This window comes from Microbacterium enclense, assembly GCA_038182865.1.
Taxonomy (GTDB): domain Bacteria; phylum Actinomycetota; class Actinomycetes; order Actinomycetales; family Microbacteriaceae; genus Microbacterium; species Microbacterium enclense_B.
Genome location: CP116226.1, coordinates 3,886,726 through 3,903,463, shown reverse-complemented (window position 1 = coordinate 3,903,463; position 16,738 = coordinate 3,886,726). Strand labels below are relative to the sequence as shown.

General features: G+C 70.1%; 26 protein-coding genes. 11 read left to right on the top strand and 15 right to left on the bottom strand.

All coding sequences use genetic code 11. From position 1 onward, the window contains the following. The first annotated feature begins 1 nt into the window (after window position 1). Window positions 2–667 carry an NAD(P)H-binding protein gene (locus tag PIR02_18565; GenBank protein WZH36725.1) on the top strand — a complete coding sequence of 222 codons (666 nt, stop codon included), beginning with the start codon at window positions 2–4 and terminating at the stop codon, window positions 665–667. Between the two features lie 107 nt (window positions 668–774). Here PIR02_18565 and PIR02_18560 read toward each other — a convergent pair whose 3' ends face one another. The 3 genes from PIR02_18560 to PIR02_18550 form a co-directional block, all read right to left on the bottom strand. After that, complete coding sequence (locus tag PIR02_18560) at window positions 775–1,425, bottom strand: LON peptidase substrate-binding domain-containing protein (GenBank protein ID WZH36724.1); 651 nt, start codon at window positions 1,423–1,425, stop codon at window positions 775–777. A 164-nt stretch (window positions 1,426–1,589) separates the two neighbouring features. Beyond that, a complete protein-coding gene (locus tag PIR02_18555; protein WZH36723.1) occupies window positions 1,590–2,660 on the bottom strand; it encodes an aromatic acid exporter family protein in 1,071 nt (356 codons plus the stop codon). Continuing rightward, the gene (locus tag PIR02_18550) at window positions 2,657–3,031 is read right to left on the bottom strand and encodes a helix-turn-helix domain-containing protein (protein WZH36722.1); all 375 of its coding nucleotides are present in this window, start codon (window positions 3,029–3,031) and stop codon (window positions 2,657–2,659) included. The genes PIR02_18555 and PIR02_18550 overlap by 4 nt, the downstream gene beginning before the upstream one ends. 93 nt (window positions 3,032–3,124) lie before the next feature. Here PIR02_18550 and PIR02_18545 point away from each other — a divergent pair, with 93 nt between their 5' ends. After that, window positions 3,125–3,985 (top strand): SDR family oxidoreductase, encoded by an 861-nt coding sequence (locus tag PIR02_18545; protein ID WZH36721.1) that lies wholly within the window; start codon window positions 3,125–3,127, stop codon window positions 3,983–3,985. Window positions 3,986–4,145: 160 nt separating this feature from the next. On the opposite strand, the gene PIR02_18540 is transcribed toward PIR02_18545, so the two are convergent. Next, window positions 4,146–4,520, bottom strand: coding sequence for a DUF2834 domain-containing protein (locus tag PIR02_18540; protein WZH36720.1), 375 nt, complete (start codon window positions 4,518–4,520; stop codon window positions 4,146–4,148). 52 nt (window positions 4,521–4,572) lie between these two features. On the opposite strand from PIR02_18540, the gene PIR02_18535 reads away from it, so the two are divergent. The 3 genes from PIR02_18535 to PIR02_18525 all read left to right on the top strand — a co-directional run bounded on the left by PIR02_18535 (window position 4,573) and on the right by PIR02_18525 (window position 6,487). Next, window positions 4,573–4,914 (top strand): TraR/DksA C4-type zinc finger protein, encoded by a 342-nt coding sequence (locus tag PIR02_18535; GenBank protein ID WZH36719.1) that lies wholly within the window; start codon window positions 4,573–4,575, stop codon window positions 4,912–4,914. A gap of 28 nt (window positions 4,915–4,942) precedes the next feature. Further along, the gene (locus PIR02_18530; GenBank protein WZH36718.1) at window positions 4,943–5,158 is read left to right on the top strand and encodes a hypothetical protein; all 216 of its coding nucleotides are present in this window, start codon (window positions 4,943–4,945) and stop codon (window positions 5,156–5,158) included. Window positions 5,159–5,257: 99 nt separating this feature from the next. Then, entirely contained in the window at window positions 5,258–6,487 is a 1,230-nt protein-coding gene (locus tag PIR02_18525; protein ID WZH36717.1) for an MFS transporter, read from the top strand. A 3-nt stretch (window positions 6,488–6,490) separates the two neighbouring features. On the opposite strand, the gene yidC is transcribed toward PIR02_18525, so the two are convergent. Together yidC and PIR02_18515 are read right to left on the bottom strand one after the other, a co-directional pair. Further along, complete coding sequence (gene yidC, locus PIR02_18520; GenBank protein WZH39045.1) at window positions 6,491–7,222, bottom strand: membrane protein insertase YidC; 732 nt, start codon at window positions 7,220–7,222, stop codon at window positions 6,491–6,493. Window positions 7,223–7,357: 135 nt separating this feature from the next. Next, window positions 7,358–7,636: a DUF6412 domain-containing protein gene (locus PIR02_18515; protein ID WZH36716.1), complete on the bottom strand. Its 279-nt coding sequence runs from the start codon at window positions 7,634–7,636 to the stop codon at window positions 7,358–7,360. A 60-nt stretch (window positions 7,637–7,696) separates the two neighbouring features. On the opposite strand from PIR02_18515, the gene PIR02_18510 reads away from it, so the two are divergent. Beyond that, window positions 7,697–8,209, top strand: a complete 513-nt coding sequence (locus PIR02_18510) for an ACT domain-containing protein (GenBank protein WZH36715.1) — start codon at window positions 7,697–7,699, stop codon at window positions 8,207–8,209. Between the two features lie 17 nt (window positions 8,210–8,226). On the opposite strand, the gene PIR02_18505 is transcribed toward PIR02_18510, so the two are convergent. The 3 genes from PIR02_18505 to PIR02_18495 all read right to left on the bottom strand — a co-directional run bounded on the left by PIR02_18505 (window position 8,227) and on the right by PIR02_18495 (window position 9,930). Beyond that, complete coding sequence (locus PIR02_18505; GenBank protein WZH36714.1) at window positions 8,227–8,832, bottom strand: RNA polymerase sigma factor; 606 nt, start codon at window positions 8,830–8,832, stop codon at window positions 8,227–8,229. Continuing rightward, window positions 8,829–9,416 carry a hypothetical protein gene (locus PIR02_18500; GenBank protein ID WZH36713.1) on the bottom strand — a complete coding sequence of 196 codons (588 nt, stop codon included), beginning with the start codon at window positions 9,414–9,416 and terminating at the stop codon, window positions 8,829–8,831. Before PIR02_18500 ends, PIR02_18505 begins: the two co-directional genes overlap by 4 nt. 109 nt (window positions 9,417–9,525) lie before the next feature. After that, window positions 9,526–9,930 carry a DUF3054 domain-containing protein gene (locus PIR02_18495; GenBank protein ID WZH36712.1) on the bottom strand — a complete coding sequence of 135 codons (405 nt, stop codon included), beginning with the start codon at window positions 9,928–9,930 and terminating at the stop codon, window positions 9,526–9,528. Between the two features lie 103 nt (window positions 9,931–10,033). On the opposite strand from PIR02_18495, the gene PIR02_18490 reads away from it, so the two are divergent. Further along, complete coding sequence (locus tag PIR02_18490; protein ID WZH36711.1) at window positions 10,034–10,486, top strand: VanZ family protein; 453 nt, start codon at window positions 10,034–10,036, stop codon at window positions 10,484–10,486. Here PIR02_18490 and PIR02_18485 read toward each other — a convergent pair. Both PIR02_18485 and PIR02_18480 read right to left on the bottom strand, forming a co-directional pair. Next, window positions 10,465–11,604, bottom strand: a complete 1,140-nt coding sequence (locus tag PIR02_18485; GenBank protein WZH36710.1) for a HAMP domain-containing sensor histidine kinase — start codon at window positions 11,602–11,604, stop codon at window positions 10,465–10,467. The two genes, PIR02_18490 and PIR02_18485, sit on opposite strands and share 22 nt — an antisense overlap. Further along, complete coding sequence (locus PIR02_18480; GenBank protein WZH36709.1) at window positions 11,597–12,265, bottom strand: response regulator transcription factor; 669 nt, start codon at window positions 12,263–12,265, stop codon at window positions 11,597–11,599. Before PIR02_18480 ends, PIR02_18485 begins: the two co-directional genes overlap by 8 nt. Before the next feature lie 51 nt (window positions 12,266–12,316). Here PIR02_18480 and PIR02_18475 point away from each other — a divergent pair, with 51 nt between their 5' ends. Together PIR02_18475 and PIR02_18470 are read left to right on the top strand one after the other, a co-directional pair. Next, window positions 12,317–12,820 carry a metallophosphoesterase gene (locus tag PIR02_18475; protein WZH36708.1) on the top strand — a complete coding sequence of 168 codons (504 nt, stop codon included), beginning with the start codon at window positions 12,317–12,319 and terminating at the stop codon, window positions 12,818–12,820. A gap of 66 nt (window positions 12,821–12,886) precedes the next feature. Continuing rightward, entirely contained in the window at window positions 12,887–13,489 is a 603-nt protein-coding gene (locus tag PIR02_18470; protein ID WZH36707.1) for a M15 family metallopeptidase, read from the top strand. Between the two features lie 67 nt (window positions 13,490–13,556). On the opposite strand, the gene PIR02_18465 is transcribed toward PIR02_18470, so the two are convergent. From PIR02_18465 to PIR02_18455, 3 genes are all read right to left on the bottom strand, one after another. Next, on the bottom strand, window positions 13,557–14,711 hold the full coding sequence (locus PIR02_18465) for an acyl-CoA desaturase (protein WZH36706.1): 1,155 nt from the start codon (window positions 14,709–14,711) through the stop codon (window positions 13,557–13,559). A 162-nt stretch (window positions 14,712–14,873) separates the two neighbouring features. Beyond that, window positions 14,874–15,077 (bottom strand): cold-shock protein, encoded by a 204-nt coding sequence (locus tag PIR02_18460; protein ID WZH36705.1) that lies wholly within the window; start codon window positions 15,075–15,077, stop codon window positions 14,874–14,876. Window positions 15,078–15,093: 16 nt separating this feature from the next. After that, on the bottom strand, window positions 15,094–15,378 hold the full coding sequence (locus tag PIR02_18455) for a hypothetical protein (GenBank protein WZH36704.1): 285 nt from the start codon (window positions 15,376–15,378) through the stop codon (window positions 15,094–15,096). Window positions 15,379–15,607: 229 nt separating this feature from the next. Here PIR02_18455 and PIR02_18450 point away from each other — a divergent pair, with 229 nt between their 5' ends. Further along, window positions 15,608–15,958, top strand: a complete 351-nt coding sequence (locus tag PIR02_18450) for a biopolymer transporter Tol (protein WZH36703.1) — start codon at window positions 15,608–15,610, stop codon at window positions 15,956–15,958. A gap of 51 nt (window positions 15,959–16,009) precedes the next feature. Then, a complete protein-coding gene (locus PIR02_18445) occupies window positions 16,010–16,501 on the top strand; it encodes a pyridoxamine 5'-phosphate oxidase family protein (protein ID WZH36702.1) in 492 nt (163 codons plus the stop codon). Window positions 16,502–16,548: 47 nt separating this feature from the next. Here PIR02_18445 and PIR02_18440 read toward each other — a convergent pair whose 3' ends face one another. Then, window positions 16,549–16,680 carry a hypothetical protein gene (locus PIR02_18440; protein WZH36701.1) on the bottom strand — a complete coding sequence of 44 codons (132 nt, stop codon included), beginning with the start codon at window positions 16,678–16,680 and terminating at the stop codon, window positions 16,549–16,551. Between the last annotated feature and the right edge of the window lie 58 nt (window positions 16,681–16,738).

The window sequence follows — 16,738 nt, the reverse complement described above, 5'->3', positions numbered from 1 at the left end:
GATGGAACGCATCGTGATCATCGGCGGGCACGGGAAGGTCGCGCTGCATCTCGCGGGCCTTCTCGCGGAACGCGGCGACGAGGCGGTGTCGGTCATCCGCGACCCCCAGCAGGCCGCCGATGTCGAGAAGGCGGGTGGGACCCCGGTGGTCCTGGATGTCGAGAAGGCCGATGTCGATACACTCGCGGACGCCTTCGCCGATGCCGACGCGATCGTCTGGTCCGCGGGTGCCGGCGGCGGCGACGCGGCCCGCACCTATGCCGTAGACCGGGATGCCGCCCAACGCGCCGTCGATGCGGCCGTCGCCGCCGGGGTTCGACGCTTCGTCATGGTCTCGTGGATCGGATCGGTGCCGGACCACGGCATCTCACCGGACGACTCCTTCTTCGCGTATGCCGACGCCAAGCTCGCGGCCGACGATCACCTGCGCGCCAGTGATCTGGACTGGACGATCCTCGGTCCGGGAACGCTGACCCTCGACCCGCCGACGGGACGCATCACGACGGCGCCGCACGGGGCGGCGGAGGTCGGCCGTGCCGACGTCGCCGCGGTGGTCGCGGCGGTTCTGGTGCAGTCCGCGACGATCGGGCGGTTCATCCGATTCGGGGCGGGCGGCACTCTCATCGCGGAGGCGATCGTCGACGACGCGGCCCCGGGGGACGAGTAGGGCACGCCGCGGCGTCGCCGACGCATCGCCGTCGGCGGCGCCGACCCCTCGCGTGCCCGGTACGAAGACACGGCAGGCGAGTCGCAACGGCCTCGGACGACCGGCGTCTAGTCCCGGTCGTCGGTGTCGTCGTCCATCACGATGACGCCATCGGGGATGGGCTCGCTCAGCAGAGGCTCCGCGGCCAGGGTGAGGTCGATGGTCGCGCGAAGCAGTCCGCCCACGGTCGCCGACCGCAGCAGCTCGATCTGGTCGAGTTCTCCGAGAGGCGCGATCGCCGCGACCTGCCACGCGCGTTCGAGGGGGTCTTCCGAGAGCTCGATCTCGGGGTCCCACCGGCTGCCACCGAATTGGGCTGCCCGCCCGAGCACGCGTCGCACGATTCGCTCCGCCTCCTCCAGGACGGGAACGAGGGCGTCGTTCCACTCCAGGTCGGGGAGGGCGCGGACGTCGGCGCGGGGGTACGGGTCGTCGTCGAGCCACGCCACGATCTCGAATCGGTCGGTGCCTCGGGCGACGATCTGCAGGTGTTCCGCCTGCGGGAGGACGTGGCTCAGTCGCGCCATGGTGCCGATCGCGAAGCGCTGGTCGCCACCACCGGTCTCCGTACCGCGCTCGATGAGGACGACGCCGAAGGCGGGGTCGGTCTCATCGAGCAGCCGCCCCAACATCACGAGGTAACGCTCCTCGAAGATCCGCAGCGCGAGGGGCGTGTGCGGGAAGAGGACGGCTCCCAGAGGGAACATCGCGGTACCCATCGCCCCAGTCAACCAGGGTGGGAAGCGGACCGGGTCGTTGCGGGGGAAGTCACGAGGGCCTCGCAGGTCCGCGATCCGCGGGTGCGTCCCGCGGCGCGCCACGGCACCCTCGTCGCCGAGCGGGTGGGGGTGCCGTCCGACGGGCGGCTTTCGGGAGCACAGCGTCAGGCCGACTCGACGGCTTCCTCGTCGCGCAGGGTCTCGTGTACGCGGTGCAGATCCATCAGCAGCGACCCCACGAGGACCCAGTGCGCGGCCGACGGAGCGCGGATCTGCAAGGGGCGTGTCAGTGCAGGCTCTTCGGTCGCGAGGGACCGGTCGGCGCCCGTGTCGATCGTGAAGGCGCGCCGGACGTCGTGTGCCGCTCGGTGCAGCTGCTCGGCGATCGCGCGCACCGACGGCTCCTCGACGATGGTCGCGTCGTAGCCGTCGTAGACGGCCCGTGTCATGCCGATGGCCTGGGTCACCACCGGGGTGAAGCGGTCCAGCAGATCCCGCATCGCGCGCAGGTCATTCCGGTGGCGGCTGCTCCGTGGGTTGAGGGAGAGCGAGTCCGCCCCGTCCGCGATGGCGTTCGCTGCGGCGTCACGCACGGGACGCAGGAGGCGCGCTTCGAGAAGAAGCCCCTCCAACGACGCGGGGGTCTGGGGCGTCTCGAGCGCGTCGGCTAGACGTTCCAAGGCCGCCGCGAGCTCTCGCCCAAGGACCTCGAGCTTCTCCCGTGCAGGAGGAACGAGAACCGGTGGAACGAGCGCGACGTTGATGATGATGCCGACGAGCGCCCCGATCAGGGTCTCCAGCACACGGTCCAGGGCGTAGTTCGGCGTGGCGGTCCCGAGGGCGAGCACCAGGATGGCGCTGATGGCGACCTGGTTGGTCGCGCCCGGAGACATCCGCAGCGCCCACGCGATCACCAGCGCGACGCCGGCGGACAGGAGGATCACCCAGGTCGGCGTGCCGAGCGCGATGCCCAGGAGCGAAGCGATGACGACACCGACCACCACCCCGACGCTGCGCTCGATGGCCCGGGTCAGTGACTGATTGATGCTCGGCTGGACCACGAGGAGCGCGGCGATCGCGGCGAAGATCGGCGGCGGCCCCTGCACCAACCACCCCGCGACGAGCCACGCGGCCACGGTGGCGATCGCGGACTTCGCCACCTGCAGGAACGGGGCGCGGCGTTTCGTGCGGAACGACAGGCTCTCGCGCATGAGTCGAGAGTACGTCGTGGTCACGCAGGCACCGGCCGCGCCACGATCGCCGTGGCGTTGTCGGCCACCCACTCCATGAGGGGGAGGACCCGCTGCATGAGATCGCGGCCGAGGTCCGTGAGCGCGTACTCGACCCGCGGGGGCACCTCCGGGTAGGCGGTTCGGACGACCAGGCCATCTGCCTCGAGGGTCTTGAGGGTGCTGGCGAGCATCTTCTCGCTGATCCCCGAGACGTGACGTCTCAGCACGCCCCACCGTTGGGTGCCCTCCGACAGCGCCATGAGCACCAGGATGCCCCACTTGCCCATGACGTGATCCAGCACGGTGCGGGTCGGGCACCCATCGGCGAAAACTCCCGGGTGCTCGGCGCGGATTTCCGCAAGACTGACGCTCATGTGAGTACCTAACCAGAAAGTGGGTACCCACATTCCGGAATGTGGCCGACAACGCCGCGTTGTGGTGCGTGTACCGATCGAAAGGACACTCCCATGACCCTCCTCGTCACCGCCGCCTCCGGCCAGCTCGGCCACCTCGTCGTCGAAGCCCTGCTCGAGCACGGCGTCGCGGCATCCGAGATCGTCGCCGGCGCGCGGACCCCCGCCAAAGCCGCCGACCTCGCCGAGCGCGGCGTCCGCGTCGTCGAGTTCGACTATGCGCGCCCGGACACCCTCGCCCCCGCGCTCGACGGGGTGACGCGCGTGCTTCTCATCTCCGGCACCGATGCGGACCGGGTCGCCGGCCATCGCAACGTCATCGACGCAGCGCGCGCAGCGGGCGTCGAACTCCTCGTGTACACCAGCGCGCCGCGCAACGACCAGGTCGACTACGCCCTCGGCGCCGATCACAAGGCCACGGAGGCCGCGATCGCGCAGTCGGGACTGGATGCCACGGTCCTGCGCAACAACTGGTACACCGAGAACTACCTGGACACGGTCGCGCGTGCCGCCGAGACCGGTGAGATCGTCGCCGCCGTCGGCGATGCCCGCGTGGCCAGCGCGAGCCGTCGCGACTACGCCGAGGCCGCCGCTGTCGCGCTCACCGGAGACGACCTGCGCGGTCAGACGCTCGAACTCGGGGGAGACGTCGCGTGGAACTACGACGAGCTCGCCGCCGCCGCCGCTGAGGTCGTCGGTCGTCCGGTGACCTACACGGCCGTCACGGCCGAGCAGCTCACCGAGGGGCTGGAAGCAGCCGGACTGGATGCCGGGACCGCCGCGTTCGTCGCGGGTATGGACGTCGCGATCGCCCGAGGCGCCCTCGGGGAGACCGATGGAACCCTCTCGCGTCTCATCGGTCGCCCGACCGTTCCGCTCGTCGACGGCCTGCGTGAGGGTCTCGCCGCGCGCTGACTCGCGCCCGCTCCCCGCGTGAGTCGCCGGGACTCGTCGCCGCCGCCTCCGGTCGCGTCACGAATCCTGGTGACTCACGCGCGGCAGCACCCGGCGTGCTCTCGCGGGCTCAGAGGCGCACTGCGCCGACCAGCGCGCGCGGCTGCAGCGTCGTTCGCGCTCACGCGCTGCCGGACGGGAGCTCGCTGGAGGCCCCACGAGCGCGAGCGGTGAGGCGCCGCTGGCGCATCGCGAGGAACAGCGGGAACGTGAACGCGAACGCCGTGACGCCCGACAGCACGACGTACAGCCACGCGAAGCGCATGCCGAGCCTGCGCGCTTCGACGACGATGAACACGCTCCCGGCGATCGCCACGACGAGAAGGTCGACCGTGATCGACGAGACCGCGGGACCGCTCGACACGAGGTCGCCCACGAAGTCCCTCATCTGCACGATCGCGAGAGCGTTGAAGCTCCAGGTGCCGATCAGACCCGCGATCGCGAGGGCGAGCAACAACACCGCGGTCGGGGTCCAGTGACGTCGAAGCTCGCTCATGCCTCGATCTTGCCGCAGCGCCGATGTCAGGGGCAGGGGCTAGCGTCGGAGCATGGATGCCGCACGAGCGGAGCGCATGCTCGACGACCGCGAGCGCGAGGTCGATCATCGTCTCGCCCGCCTTCGCGAAGACGAGGCGAGCCTCCGGCACGATCGAGCGGATGCCACGGCCGACGACGAGCACGACCCCGAGGGGTCGACGCTGTCGGGTGAATGGGCGCAGGTCGACGCACTGCGCCGGGGCGCCGAAGCCGAGCAGGGCGAGATCCGGGCGGCGCGGGAGCGGGTGGCATCCGGAACGTTCGGTGTCTGCGAGAAGTGCGGTCGGCCGATCCCCGACGCCCGGTTGGAAGCACGGCCGTTCGCACGTCGCTGCATCGCGTGCGCGGTCTGAGTCCGGTCCCGGAACCTAGGCTGGGAGGATGGAACCCGTCCTCATCGTGCTGCTGTTCGCCAACGCCGTCTTCAATGCCGTCGTGTGGCCACGCTTCTACGTGCGGGTCGCGAAGGACCCCCGGGCGAAGAACGCCGCGGGCAAGGCGACGCCGTTCCTCATCGTGCACACCGTGCTCATCGCTCTCGCGCTGGTGCTCGCTCTTGCCTCGCTGATCGCCGCGATCGCCGCGCTCGTTTCCTGACCTTCGGTAGAATCGACGGTGCGGTTCGCCCGCCGCACGCAGTGCATCTACCTACCGGCTCGGCAAGGCGGCACCTTCCCTGCCCCCGGAGACCGTTCCATGACCCTGCCCGTCGTCACCCGCCGATCGCTGATCCAGCACACGGGTCTGTGGTACTTCCCCGCGGCGTTCGTCGCCCGTCTGCCGTTCGCCATGATGACGGTGGGGGTGCTCGCGCTCGTCGTCGCGGCGCGCGGCTCGGTGGCTCTGGGCGGACTCACTTCCGCCGCGGTCGGAGTGGGTGTCGTCGTCGCGGGCCCGGTGCTCGGGGATCTCGCCGACCGGTTCGGGCAGCGCCGGGTGCTGGTCCCGGTGGGCCTGGCCAATGGCATCCTGCTCTCGCTCTTCCCTCTGGTGGTGGCGGCGTCGGCCTCGGACGCGCTGTTGATGGCCTCCGCGGTCGCGATCGGGCTGACCGGCCCCCAGACCGCGGCGATGTCGCGGAGCCGCCTGATGGCTCTCATCGGTGAGAGGGTGGATCCGCAGCAGCGCGAACGCACGTTCTCTCGGGCGATGGCGTACGAGTCCGCCGCGGACGAGACCGCGTTCGTCATCGGACCGTTCGTCGTCGGGCTCCTGGCCGCTCTCGTCGCGCCCTGGGCGCCGATCGCCGGGGCGGCTGTGCTCAGTTTCGTCTTCGTCACGGCGTTCGCCCTGCACCCCACCGGCCGGGCCGTGCCCGAACGTGCCGAACGGGCAGCCATGGCGCCTGTCCGAGAGCTCCTGCACCCGCGACTGCTCGTGCTGGTCGCCTCGGTCTTCGGGGTGGGACTGTTCTTCGGCTCAACGCTCACCTCGCTCACCGCCTTCATGGAGGCGCAGGGCGCGCCCGAGGCCGGGGCCTTGCTGTACGGCGTCATGGGGGTCGGATCGGCCGTTCTGGCCCTCGCCGTCGCGATGCTTCCCGCGCGCTTCGCGCTGCGGTGGCGGCTCGTGGCGTTCGCGAGCATCCTCACCGCGTCCGCGGGCGCCTACACGGTCGGCGGATCGGTGCCGACCGTGACTATGGTGCTGTGCCTCATGGGCATCGGCGTCGGCCCCTCCCTGGTGACGTTGTTCAGCCTCGCCGGACACCGGGCCCCGCGCGGTCGGACCGCCTCGACCATGACGGTCCTCGCTTCGGCGCTGACGCTCGCGCAGGCGTTGTCGTCCGCCGTGACGGGTGCGATCGCGGAACGGGTGTCCGTCGAGACGGCGATGCTGCTGCCGACGGGGGCGGCGCTCCTCGTTCTCGCGATGGCCGGGGTGAACGCCGCCCGGTCCGAGCGGTGGGACCGCCGCGCAGCCTGAGCCTCACACCGGCAGCGGGTATCTCCGCCGCAGCACGACGCGCTGGACGAGCGTCCAGATGGTCGTGACGGTCAGGTACAGCGCGGCTGCGAGGGGGACGAACAGTGCCACGACCGCGGTCGTGAACTGCAGCGCCCCCACCATGCCCGTCATCCACGATGGCGCGGACGGGTCGGTCGCGGGTCGCAGCAGCCGCCGGGTGAGCTCGGCGACCCCGGCGATCACGACGACGAGGGTTCCGAAGACGGCGAGGGTCATGGCATCCACAGTTCCCGAGGTCATCGCCCCGAGCAGGGTGCTCCCGAGAGGGACGCCGAAGAGGTCATGGGTGAGCAGGGTGTTCGCGTGGCCCCCGACGGTGGGGTGGAGGAACACGGCGTAGAGCAGCCCCACGACCGGGGCCTGCGCGAGCAGCGGGAGGCATCCGGCTGCGGGGGAGGTGTTCTCATCGCGGTAGAGCTGCATCGTCTCGCGCTGGAGACGTTCGGGGTTCTTCCGCCAGCGTTCCTGCAGAGCCCGCAAGCGCGGTGCCAGGCGTGCGCGGGTCTGCTCGGCGCGAGCCTGCGAGACGCCGACCGGGATGAGGAGCAGGCGGACGAGAAGGGTGACCGCCACGACGGCGAGAGCTGCTGCCAGCCCGCCCGCGAGTGGCGAGAGGGCGGACGTGAGGGAGAGGAGAGCGGTGGTGGTGAGGTCGAGGAGGAAGGCGAGCGGGGGAAGAGCGAAGAGGTCCATGACGTGTCCGTTCGTGGCGGTGATCGAGGGATCATCGGCCACGGCACCCGGGAGCGGGGTACCGACGGCCGGCGCCACCGGCCCCTCCGGAACGGATGCCACAGACCGCCGTCGGGAGACGGCGTGGGGCGAGGGCTAGGCGGCGCGGGCCACGAATCCCGGCGCTCGAGGGCGCGGGTGCCCCGCCGCGTCGGGATCGCTCTGCGTGAGGGGAGCGGACGGATCGATCGGCCGCGGTGTGCGGGGCGACGCCCCGGCGAGAAGAGCCGGCAGCACGACGAGCACGATCGCGACGGTGACGACGACCGCCGCGGCCAGGACGACGGCGAGCAGCGGCGCTCCGGTTCCGGGGGTGAGCGCGAGCTCGGCGGTCGCGAGGAGCAGGTTCAGCAAAGCGATCAGCGATGCGATCATCGGCGTCCTCCCCTCGACGTTGCCCCCACGCTAGCAGGGGACCGTCTGTACGCTGTGGCCATGACCACCCTCGTCTTGACCGTCGTCGGCGATGACCGCGCGGGCCTCGTGTCGTCGGTCGCCGACATCGTCGATGCCCACGGCGGCAACTGGGAGAACAGCGAGCTCGCCGAGCTTGCCGGTGCGTTCGCCGGGATCGTTGAGGTGTCGGTCGGCGCCGACCAGGCCGAGGCGCTGCGCGCCGCGCTCGCGGGCATGGCCGGTACCCTCTCGGTGACCGTGCACACCGGAGCGCCCGAGGGCACGGCGTCCGCCCCGCACAGCGTGACCCTCGACGTGATCGGCAATGACCGACCGGGCATCGTACGTGAGGTCTCGGCGGCCCTCCACGCCCGCGGAGTGAGCATCGAGCGCATGTCGACGCAGACGACGGATGCCGCCATGGCGGGCGGGCGCCTGTTCGAGGCGTCCATCACCGTGGCCCTCGTCGACGGGGTCGAGGCCGATGATCTGGTCACCGAACTCGAGCGGCTCGCGACCGAGATCCAGGTCGACGTCTCGCTCGCCGACTGACCGTTCCGCGGGGATCGTCACGCGTCCTGCGCGTCGGGGCCGGACCCGCGTCGAGCATCGCGCGCGCCGGTTTCCCCGTATGCCGGGAGAGACCCCGCCCGATGCGGTGCGAGGGAGACGGCGAGGCGCTCCTTCGCCCGTCCGTAGCGTGTCCTGGCCGTGGAGGGATTCAGCCCGAGGAGCTCGGCGGCGTCGGCGAGTGAGAAGCCGTCCCAGTGGACGAGGACGATCAACTCCCGGTCCGCGGCGCGGAGACGACCGAGGGCCGCGCGCACGTCCCGATCGCGCTCCCGCTCCTCCGCCGCCACCGCGGGATCGGTCGGAGGTTGCGCGGCGACATCGACGTGTGACGTCAAGGCGTCCTGTAGGCGAACACGGCTGCGCAGCCTCCGGTGGTGTCGCCGCGAGACATTGCGCGCGACACCGAAGCTCCACATCCGCGCGTCGACGGGATTCGTGGGCAAGCCGTCGCGTCGTCTCCAGATCACGGCAAGCGTCTCGTGGAGCAGATCACCGGCGTCCCCCGGGTGTCGACGAGCGAAGTAGCGCAGGAGGTCAGCGCCGTTGTCGGCGACGACCGTCGATGCCCACGCCTCGGGTCCAGGGTCCGCGGAGCGGCTCACCGGTACGGACCCGTGCAGTCGCTGGTGCTCGCCCAGGAGGGCTTGAGAGCGACGATCTCCGGGGGAAGCCGCCGCTCGATCACGGGAGTCACCGCGATCCGGAAGGACAGGGAGTCCCGTACCTCGGGAGTGTCGTTCGTCCAGACCTCACCCGGCTGAGGGCCACGCGGATTCGCGATCGCCCTGTCGTAGATCTCCTGGCCGACGCCTTCCCAATCGGTCTGCGCCAGCGCCCGTCCGATGCGCGCGTCCTGTGCGGTGCGATCCGCATCGCCGACCCGCACGGCCCAGACGCAGTGCACGGTGACACCGCTGCGTGTCGTGTAGGTGATCGGGATCCGTGCGTCAGGATCGACGGGCGTCGCCTCCTGCCCGACGCCGAGCCAGATCGGGGCCGCCAGGGCGGCGCCCGTCGACAGGGCGACGACGGCGATACCGGCGGGGAGGACCACCCGCCCGCGCCGCCGAGGCGGTGCGGACGTCGTCGCTCGCACGCGATCCCAGATACGTGTGACGACGGCCTCGGCGCGCACGTCATCGACATGGCGCGCAGGATCCGCGCGCGGTAGTTCGTCGTCCATCATCGTCGGGGAGCACCTTCCGGGTGAGTCGGTCGTCTGTCTCTCACCCGTACCTGCCGACCGGTGCCGCGAGCGTCTCATTGTCGTCGGCCGATCGTCAGGGGGACGTGTCTCAGACCTGTCGACGGCTCCGCGACCGCAGCTGCGCAACGATCCGCGCGACCCCGCGCCACCCGATCAGGAACACCGCCAGCGTGATCGACGCGACGATCACGAACGCCACGGCAACTCCCTGGCCGTCGAAGGATCGCAGCACCATACCGACGGTGACCGTCACTGCCCACACGGGGAGTCCTGTGCGCACCGGGGCGAGCGGAGCGTGCCACGCCCGCGACACGAGCCAGCCGACGAGCAGAGCTACGAGGAACGGCCATGCGGTGCTGGCAAGACCCGAACCGGCAGGACCCAGGACGTCCCCGTCGTGCGTCGCGCGCCCGATCGCGGCGAACACCACAACGAGAACGGCGTCGACGAGCAGCGGGAGTATGGGGCGGGTGCGGGTGGTCACGGCATCCATTGTCCGTCGAGGCGGGGCATATCGTGCGCGTATGCGCGGGCGCAGACGGCGTCGCAACGTGGCGCGGTGTGGGCTGGGATCCCGAACACCTCAGGAGGTCCCCGTGTCGAACAGTCAGATCCTGACGCCCACCCGCGTCTTCGTCGCCGCCGCGGCGCTCGCCGTCGTCGGCGTGCTCACCTTGGCGCCTCGCGCGCTGGTCCGACCGGTCCAGGAGCGCGTCGTCGACGTGCTCTTCCTCGTCACCGAACGATGGGGCGGTGTGGTCCTCGCTCAGCACAGCGAGATGATGTTGAACATCGCGCTGTTCGTGCCGCTGGGGATGGCGGTCACAGCCCTTCTTCCGTCGCGCTGGGCACCCGTGACCGTCCTGTTCGGCGCGGCGGTCTCGCTGTCGGTCGAGACCGCACAGGCGCTCGTTCCCGGCCGCGTGCCCGACGTCGACGACATCGTGTTCAACACCCTCGGAGGTGCGGTGGGAATGGTGTTCGTCCTGGCCCTGCGGCTCGTGGCCCTGGCCGCCGTGCGGGCGTCTCAGCCGGTGCCGCGCGGCTGAGCCGCCACCGCACGGGGGAGCCGCACACGTGCGTACAGCCCGCCGCCTTCCCGAGGCCACAGATGGAGAGATCCCTCGTGCGCCCGGACGATGGCGACCGCGATCGCGAGCCCGAGTCCTGTCCCGCCGTCGGTTGCGCGGGTACGGCCGGCCGCGCGGACGAAGGGTTCGGGCAGGGTCGCGACGAGCTCGCGCGTGAGGACGGCGCCGGTGTTCACGACCTCGATGACCGCTCCCTCGTCGTCCGCCGTGACGACGACATGCACCTCGCGGATCGCGTCGCGCCCGTCGACGGGGGCGACCGGTCCGCTGTAGAGGATCGCGTTGTGCACGAGGTTCGTCAGCATCTGACGGACGAGCGTCTCGTCGGCGAGGGCCTCGGCGGGTCCGGTGACGGTCAGCGTGAGCCGGACGGATGCCGTGGCCGCGCCCGTCGCCTGCTCTCCGCACACGTCTGCGGCCACCGCGTCGACGGCGACGGCGGTGCGCGCGATCGCACCACCCTGCGAGGCCCGCGACAGCGCGAGGAGGGCCTCGGTCAGACGGATCGCCCGCTCGTTCGTCTCGTCGAGCCGGGCGAGAAGCCGCGCGATGTCGACGCTCTCGGGGTCGGCGCGCGCGACCTCGAGCATGGTGCGCATCGTCGCGTGCGGGGTGCGCAACTCGTGCGACGCGTTCGCGGCGAAGCGGCGCTGCTCCTGCACCGTCTCGGCGATCCGGGCGAGCATCGCGTCGAACGTGTCGGCCAGGTCGGTCAGCTCGTCGCGGCGCCCGGTGAGGCTCACGCGGTGGTCGAGGTCGCCGTCGCGGACGGCCCGGGCGGCGTCGGTGATCCGGGTGAGCGGGCGGAGCATGACCCCGGCGACGATCCACCCTCCACCGAGACCGATCACCGCGAGACCCGCCACCGCGAACCACGCATACTTCACGAACGCATCGGCGAGGTTCTGGCGCGCGGGGGTGAACAGGCCGCTGTCGGCATAGAGGTTGCCCTCCGGGAGGAAGCGGAGCACCAGGAAACCCACCGCGAAGAGCGCGATACCGACGATCACGACGAAGACGGCGTAGCTGAGGGTCAGTTTGATGCGGACCGAGAGCCCGGCCGGACGCTCACGCATCCGCGGGGCCGATGCGGTACCCGACGCCGGGGACGGTCTGGATGAGCCAGGGCTCACCGAGGCGTTTGCGCAGCGTCGAGATCGTGATGCGGACCGCGTTGGTGAAAGGGTCGGCGTTCTCGTCCCACGCGCGTTCGAGCAGCACCTCGGCGCTCACGACACCACCACTCGCACCCATGAGGACCTCGAGGACCGCGAACTGCTTGCGGGTCAGTGAGACGTATCTCCCGTCGCGGTAGACCTCGCGGCGGAACGGGTCGAGGCGGATGCCGTCGCGTTCCAGGATCGGGGGAGTCCCTGCGGCCGGACGCCGCGCCAGCGCTCGCACGTGCAGCACCAGCTCCTTCAGGACGAACGGTTTGGTGAGGTAGTCGTCGGCACCGCTCTCGAACCCGGAGGTCTTGTCATCCAGCCGGTCGGCGGCGGTGAGCATGAGGACACGCGGTGCGGCAGATTGAGCCGCGAGATGCCGGGCGATCTCATCGCCGTTCGGACCGGGGATGTCGCGGTCGAGGATGACCACGTCATAGGCCGTGTAGCCGAGCTGTTCGAGGGCGGAGTCGCTATCGCCGGCGATGTCGGCCGCGATCGCTTCGAGACGAAGTCCGTCGCGAATCGCCTCGGCGAGATAGGGCTCGTCCTCGACGATCAGCACGCGCATCCCGTCATCGTAGGCGGGCCGGCATATCGCGGGCGTATGTAGCGTGGACGTATGGCGACCCGACTGCTCCTCGTGGCCGACACACATGTGCCGAAGCGGGCCCGGACGCTTCCGGATGCCGTGCGGCGAGCGGCATCCGGGGTCGATCTCATCGTGCACGCCGGTGACTGGGTCACCGAATCGGTGCTCGACGAGCTCTCCGCTCTCGGGCCCGTGCTCGGGGTGTGGGGCAACAACGACGGCGCCGACCTGCGCGCCCGCCTTCCCGAGATCGCCCGTGCCGAGATCGAGGGCGTCCGTGTCGCGGTGATCCACGAGACCGGCGCGGCGACGGGGAGGGAGAAGCGAATGGATACCGCCTTCGCCGATGCAGACCTTCTCGTGTTCGGTCACAGCCACATCCCCTGGGACACCGTCACCCCGGGGGGTCTGCGTCTGCTCAACCCGGGGTCGCCCACCGATCGGCGACGCCAACCTCGCTGCACCATGATGACCCTCGCCCTCTCGGCGGGAGAGGTGCGGGACGTGACCCTGCACGAGGTCGATCGCGGCTGACGCGTATCGCCGGCGTATGCGTCGCACCATACGGTCTGGCAACGAGCGGGCCGATGGACTGCGGTCATGGCCGTTCTCTCACGCCCCGCTTCGCGTCACCGCCCGCTCCTGTTCCTGCTCGCCACCGCGGGTGGGATCGTTCTCCTCCTCACCGCCGTGATCGCCCTCGCCGTCACGGTGACGTTCACATCGTTCGCCTCGTCCGTGCGGCCGGCCGGGGTCTTCGTCCCGACGGAGGCCGACGGTCTCGTGCCCTCCGAGGCGCCGCTGACGGTCGACGATGACACCCACCCCGCATTGGCCCGATTGGATCCCGAGCTTCTGGAAGCCCTCCGCGGAGCGCAGGCTGCGGCGGACGCCGACGGCATCCGGTTCGACATCACCAGCGGATGGCGCAGTGTCGATCTGCAGCGGCGGCTCCTCGCCGACGCCGTACGCACGTACGGCAGCGAGGACATCGCACGCCAGTACGTCGCGACGCCAGAGACATCGAGTCACGTGACCGGCCGTGCCGTGGACGTGGGAACCCTCGACGCGCAGTTGTGGATCATCGACCACGGGCGGCAGTGGGGGCTGTGCCAGACATACGCGAACGAGCGCTGGCACTTCGAGCGGGCGACCGAAGCCGGCGGGGAGTGTCCCGCGCCCAAGCCCGACGCGCGCGGCTGATCCCGTCAACGCGAAAGGCGTCGCGACCGGGATCCCGGTCGCGACGCCCTCGACGTGGAGTGTGCGGTCAGACGCGGCGAGCCGTCGACGTGAGCGGGCACTCGAAGGGGTCGCGAGCTGCCAGACCGACCCGGTTCAGGTAGGCGATCACAATGCCGTACGACTGGAACAGCGTCGTCTCGACGTAAGGGACGCCCAGTGTCTGGCAGTGCTCGATCACGATCTCTCGTGCACGGCTGAGGTGCGGACGAGGCATGTTCGGGAACAGGTGGTGCTCGATCTGGTAGTTGAGCCCGCCCATGAGCCACGTGGCCCACCAGCCGCCGGAGATGTTGCGCGAGGTCCGTACCTGCTTGCTGAAGAAATCGAGCTTGGCTCCCGGGGCGATCACCGCCATGCCCTTGTGATTGGGGGCGAAGGAGGCCCCCATGTAGACACCGAACACCGCGAGCTGCACACCGACGAACGCGAACGCCATGCCGATCGGGAGGAAGACGAAGACCGGAGCGACGAACACGGCGAAGCGCAGCGCGATCAGCGCGAGCTCGGTCCAGCGTCCCTTGACCTCTCCCCGCGACACCAGGTGGCGAATGGCCAGCACGTGCAGGTTCAGGCCCTCGAGGGTCAAGAGGGGGAAGAAGAGCCAGCCCTGGCGCTGGGTGATCCAGCGCTGGATGCCACGGGCCTTCGCCGCGTCCTCGTCGAGGAACGAGATCGTGTCGATCTCGATGTCGGGGTCTTTCCCGACGCGGTTGGGGTTGGCGTGGTGCCGGGTGTGCTTCGATGCCCACCACGACTGGCTCATGCCGACGATGCCGTTGCCGATCCACAGTGCCAGACGGTCATTGGCGGGACCGGAGGCGAAGATCTGTCGGTGGTTCGCCTCGTGGGCGAGGAAGGCGACCTGGGTGAACAGGATGCCGAGGGCTGCAGCGATCAGCAGTTGGAACCAACTGTCGCCGAGAAGGATGAAACCCGTGACGCAACCGGCGAAGACGAGGACGATCGCGGTACCGACGAGGGCGTAGAAGACGCGCGTACGGACGAGGAGCCCGCTTTCGCGGACGACCTGGGAGAGCTCGGTATAGGCCTTCGCGATCGGGGGGAATTCGGTGGTGCCGGAGTAGGTCTGACGGACGGGGCCGAGACGGGACTCGACGATGGTGGAGGCGATGAACTGCTCCTCGGATCGGGGTGACCGGGGTCGGGAACCGGGAGGCATCCCCGGGTCAGGCCCACCCTACGTGCCCTCGTATGGGCGCTCAGGAATACGTTCACATGTGCAGGAACCTCACTGGGAATGCACATCTGAGGAAATCCGGGAGATGACGAAAGCCGGGCCCGTCGCAGTGCGACGAGACCCGGCTTTCGCGGTGGGCGGAGCTTAGAGGGGGCGGATGTTCGCCGCCTGCATGCCCTTGGGGCCCTGCTCGGCGTCGAATTCGACCTTCTGTGCTTCCGTCAGCTCCTTGAAGCCGTTGCCCTGGATCGCGCTGAAGTGCGCGAACAGGTCGGCGGAGCCGTCATCGGGAGCGATGAAGCCGTAGCCCTTTTCAGAGTTGAACCATTTCACGGTGCCAGTGGCCATCGTGTTCTTCCTTTATTCATGTTGGGCCGCAGAAGCGACCGTGGGCGCCGTTCCGACGAACGCGGAGCGGACGGGGACGCCGCGACACCGAAGTGGTGACGCGTACGCGGTGCCCGTCGACGGCGGCCTGAGCCGCCCCGACGGACGTGTGGATGCCGAGGTTCTCGCCGAGCGGACCTTGGGCTTCGTAGCCCGAGGTGGCCGCGCCGACGAAACCGGCATAGTCGGATCCGGCCGTCGCGACGAAGACGTCGAGATCGGCCTGGCGCCACGACAGTGGCGAAGGGTGAAGCGAAGACACAGAAACTTTCCGCGAGTGCGACGCGAGGACCGGAGCCGTCGAGCGACGCACGCGATGATCAGGGGTGGGATTGCTGTTCGAAACGGCTCGGCGCCGTGCGCCCGGCATCTCAACGATGAGGCGGGCGTCGATGAAGCAAGTCCCAGAACGAATATCTCTACGGTAGCACGAATGCCCCCCGCTCGCCCGGGAGATTCTCGGGGCCGCCGCGACCGGGTGCACTGGGGTCATGGCATCCGGAGAGAACAGCGACGTCCAGGCCGAACGCTGGTTGGTGATCGACGGTCGACGATGGCGGCGTACTGATCCCGCACTCCCGGAAGATCTCGCGGCGCGCCTGCGATCGCACCTCGGGCGTGCGCGGTCGGGCGTCCGCAGCGGGAAGAGGGTGGGCGACGACGACGCCGTCGCCGATGCGCGGCATCGGGTGGGGTTGGCGAAGACGGGACTCGGGGAGCGGGGACCGCGATGGTGGGACGACGAGGTCGCCGCCCGGATCGCCCGTGCGCGGGAGGCGGTCGCCGCGTTGGATCGCCTCGCGCCTCCGAGAGCAGACGACGATGCCGACGTCAATACGTAGCGCGAGACGAAGGGGGCGCGATGGGCTGAGGGCTTCGACGAGAGGAACACCATGTCATCCACTGAGTCCGCGCTCGACACGCTGAACGAACTACTGAAGAAGTTCCGCTTCGCGATGGTCACCACCCGCGCCGAGGACGGCGCGTTGCACGCCCATCCGCTGACGGTGCAGGAGACCGAGAGCGATGGCGACCTGTGGTTCATCGTCGGCACGCACGCCTCCGCGGTCGAGCACGTGCGGCGCGACCCCCACGTGGGACTGTCGTTCAGCGGCGACAGCGCCTGGCTCTCGCTCGCGGGCGAGGCCGAGATCGTCGACGACCTCGCGAAGCTCAAGGAATTGTGGTCGACGACCGTCGAGGCGTGGTTCCCCGACGGCCCCGAGTCCCCCGACGTGACTCTCCTGCGGGTGGACGCTCTGAGCGGGGAGTACTGGAGCAGCGCCGGCGGTCGCATCGCGACGGCCATCGCCCTCGTCACGTCGAAGGTCACGGGCGAGCGTCCCCGCGGAGGAGAGAACGAGAAGTTCGACCTCCCCGCGTGAGGTGATTCGAGCGGCCCCGCCCGCAAGGGCGGGGCCGCTTCGCATGTTCACCCGCCGGAGGGGTTGTCGACGGGGGTGTCGCCGTCGTCGGTCGTGTCGGGGATCTGCGGGGCGTCGGCCCTTTCGAGTTCGTCGGGCTCGTCGGCGGTGTCGTTCGTACGGTCTGATGTCGTATCCATGGCGCCACCCGACCACGAGGGCGCGGCACACCGCGCGGGCCTTGCGCGAACCCGATGG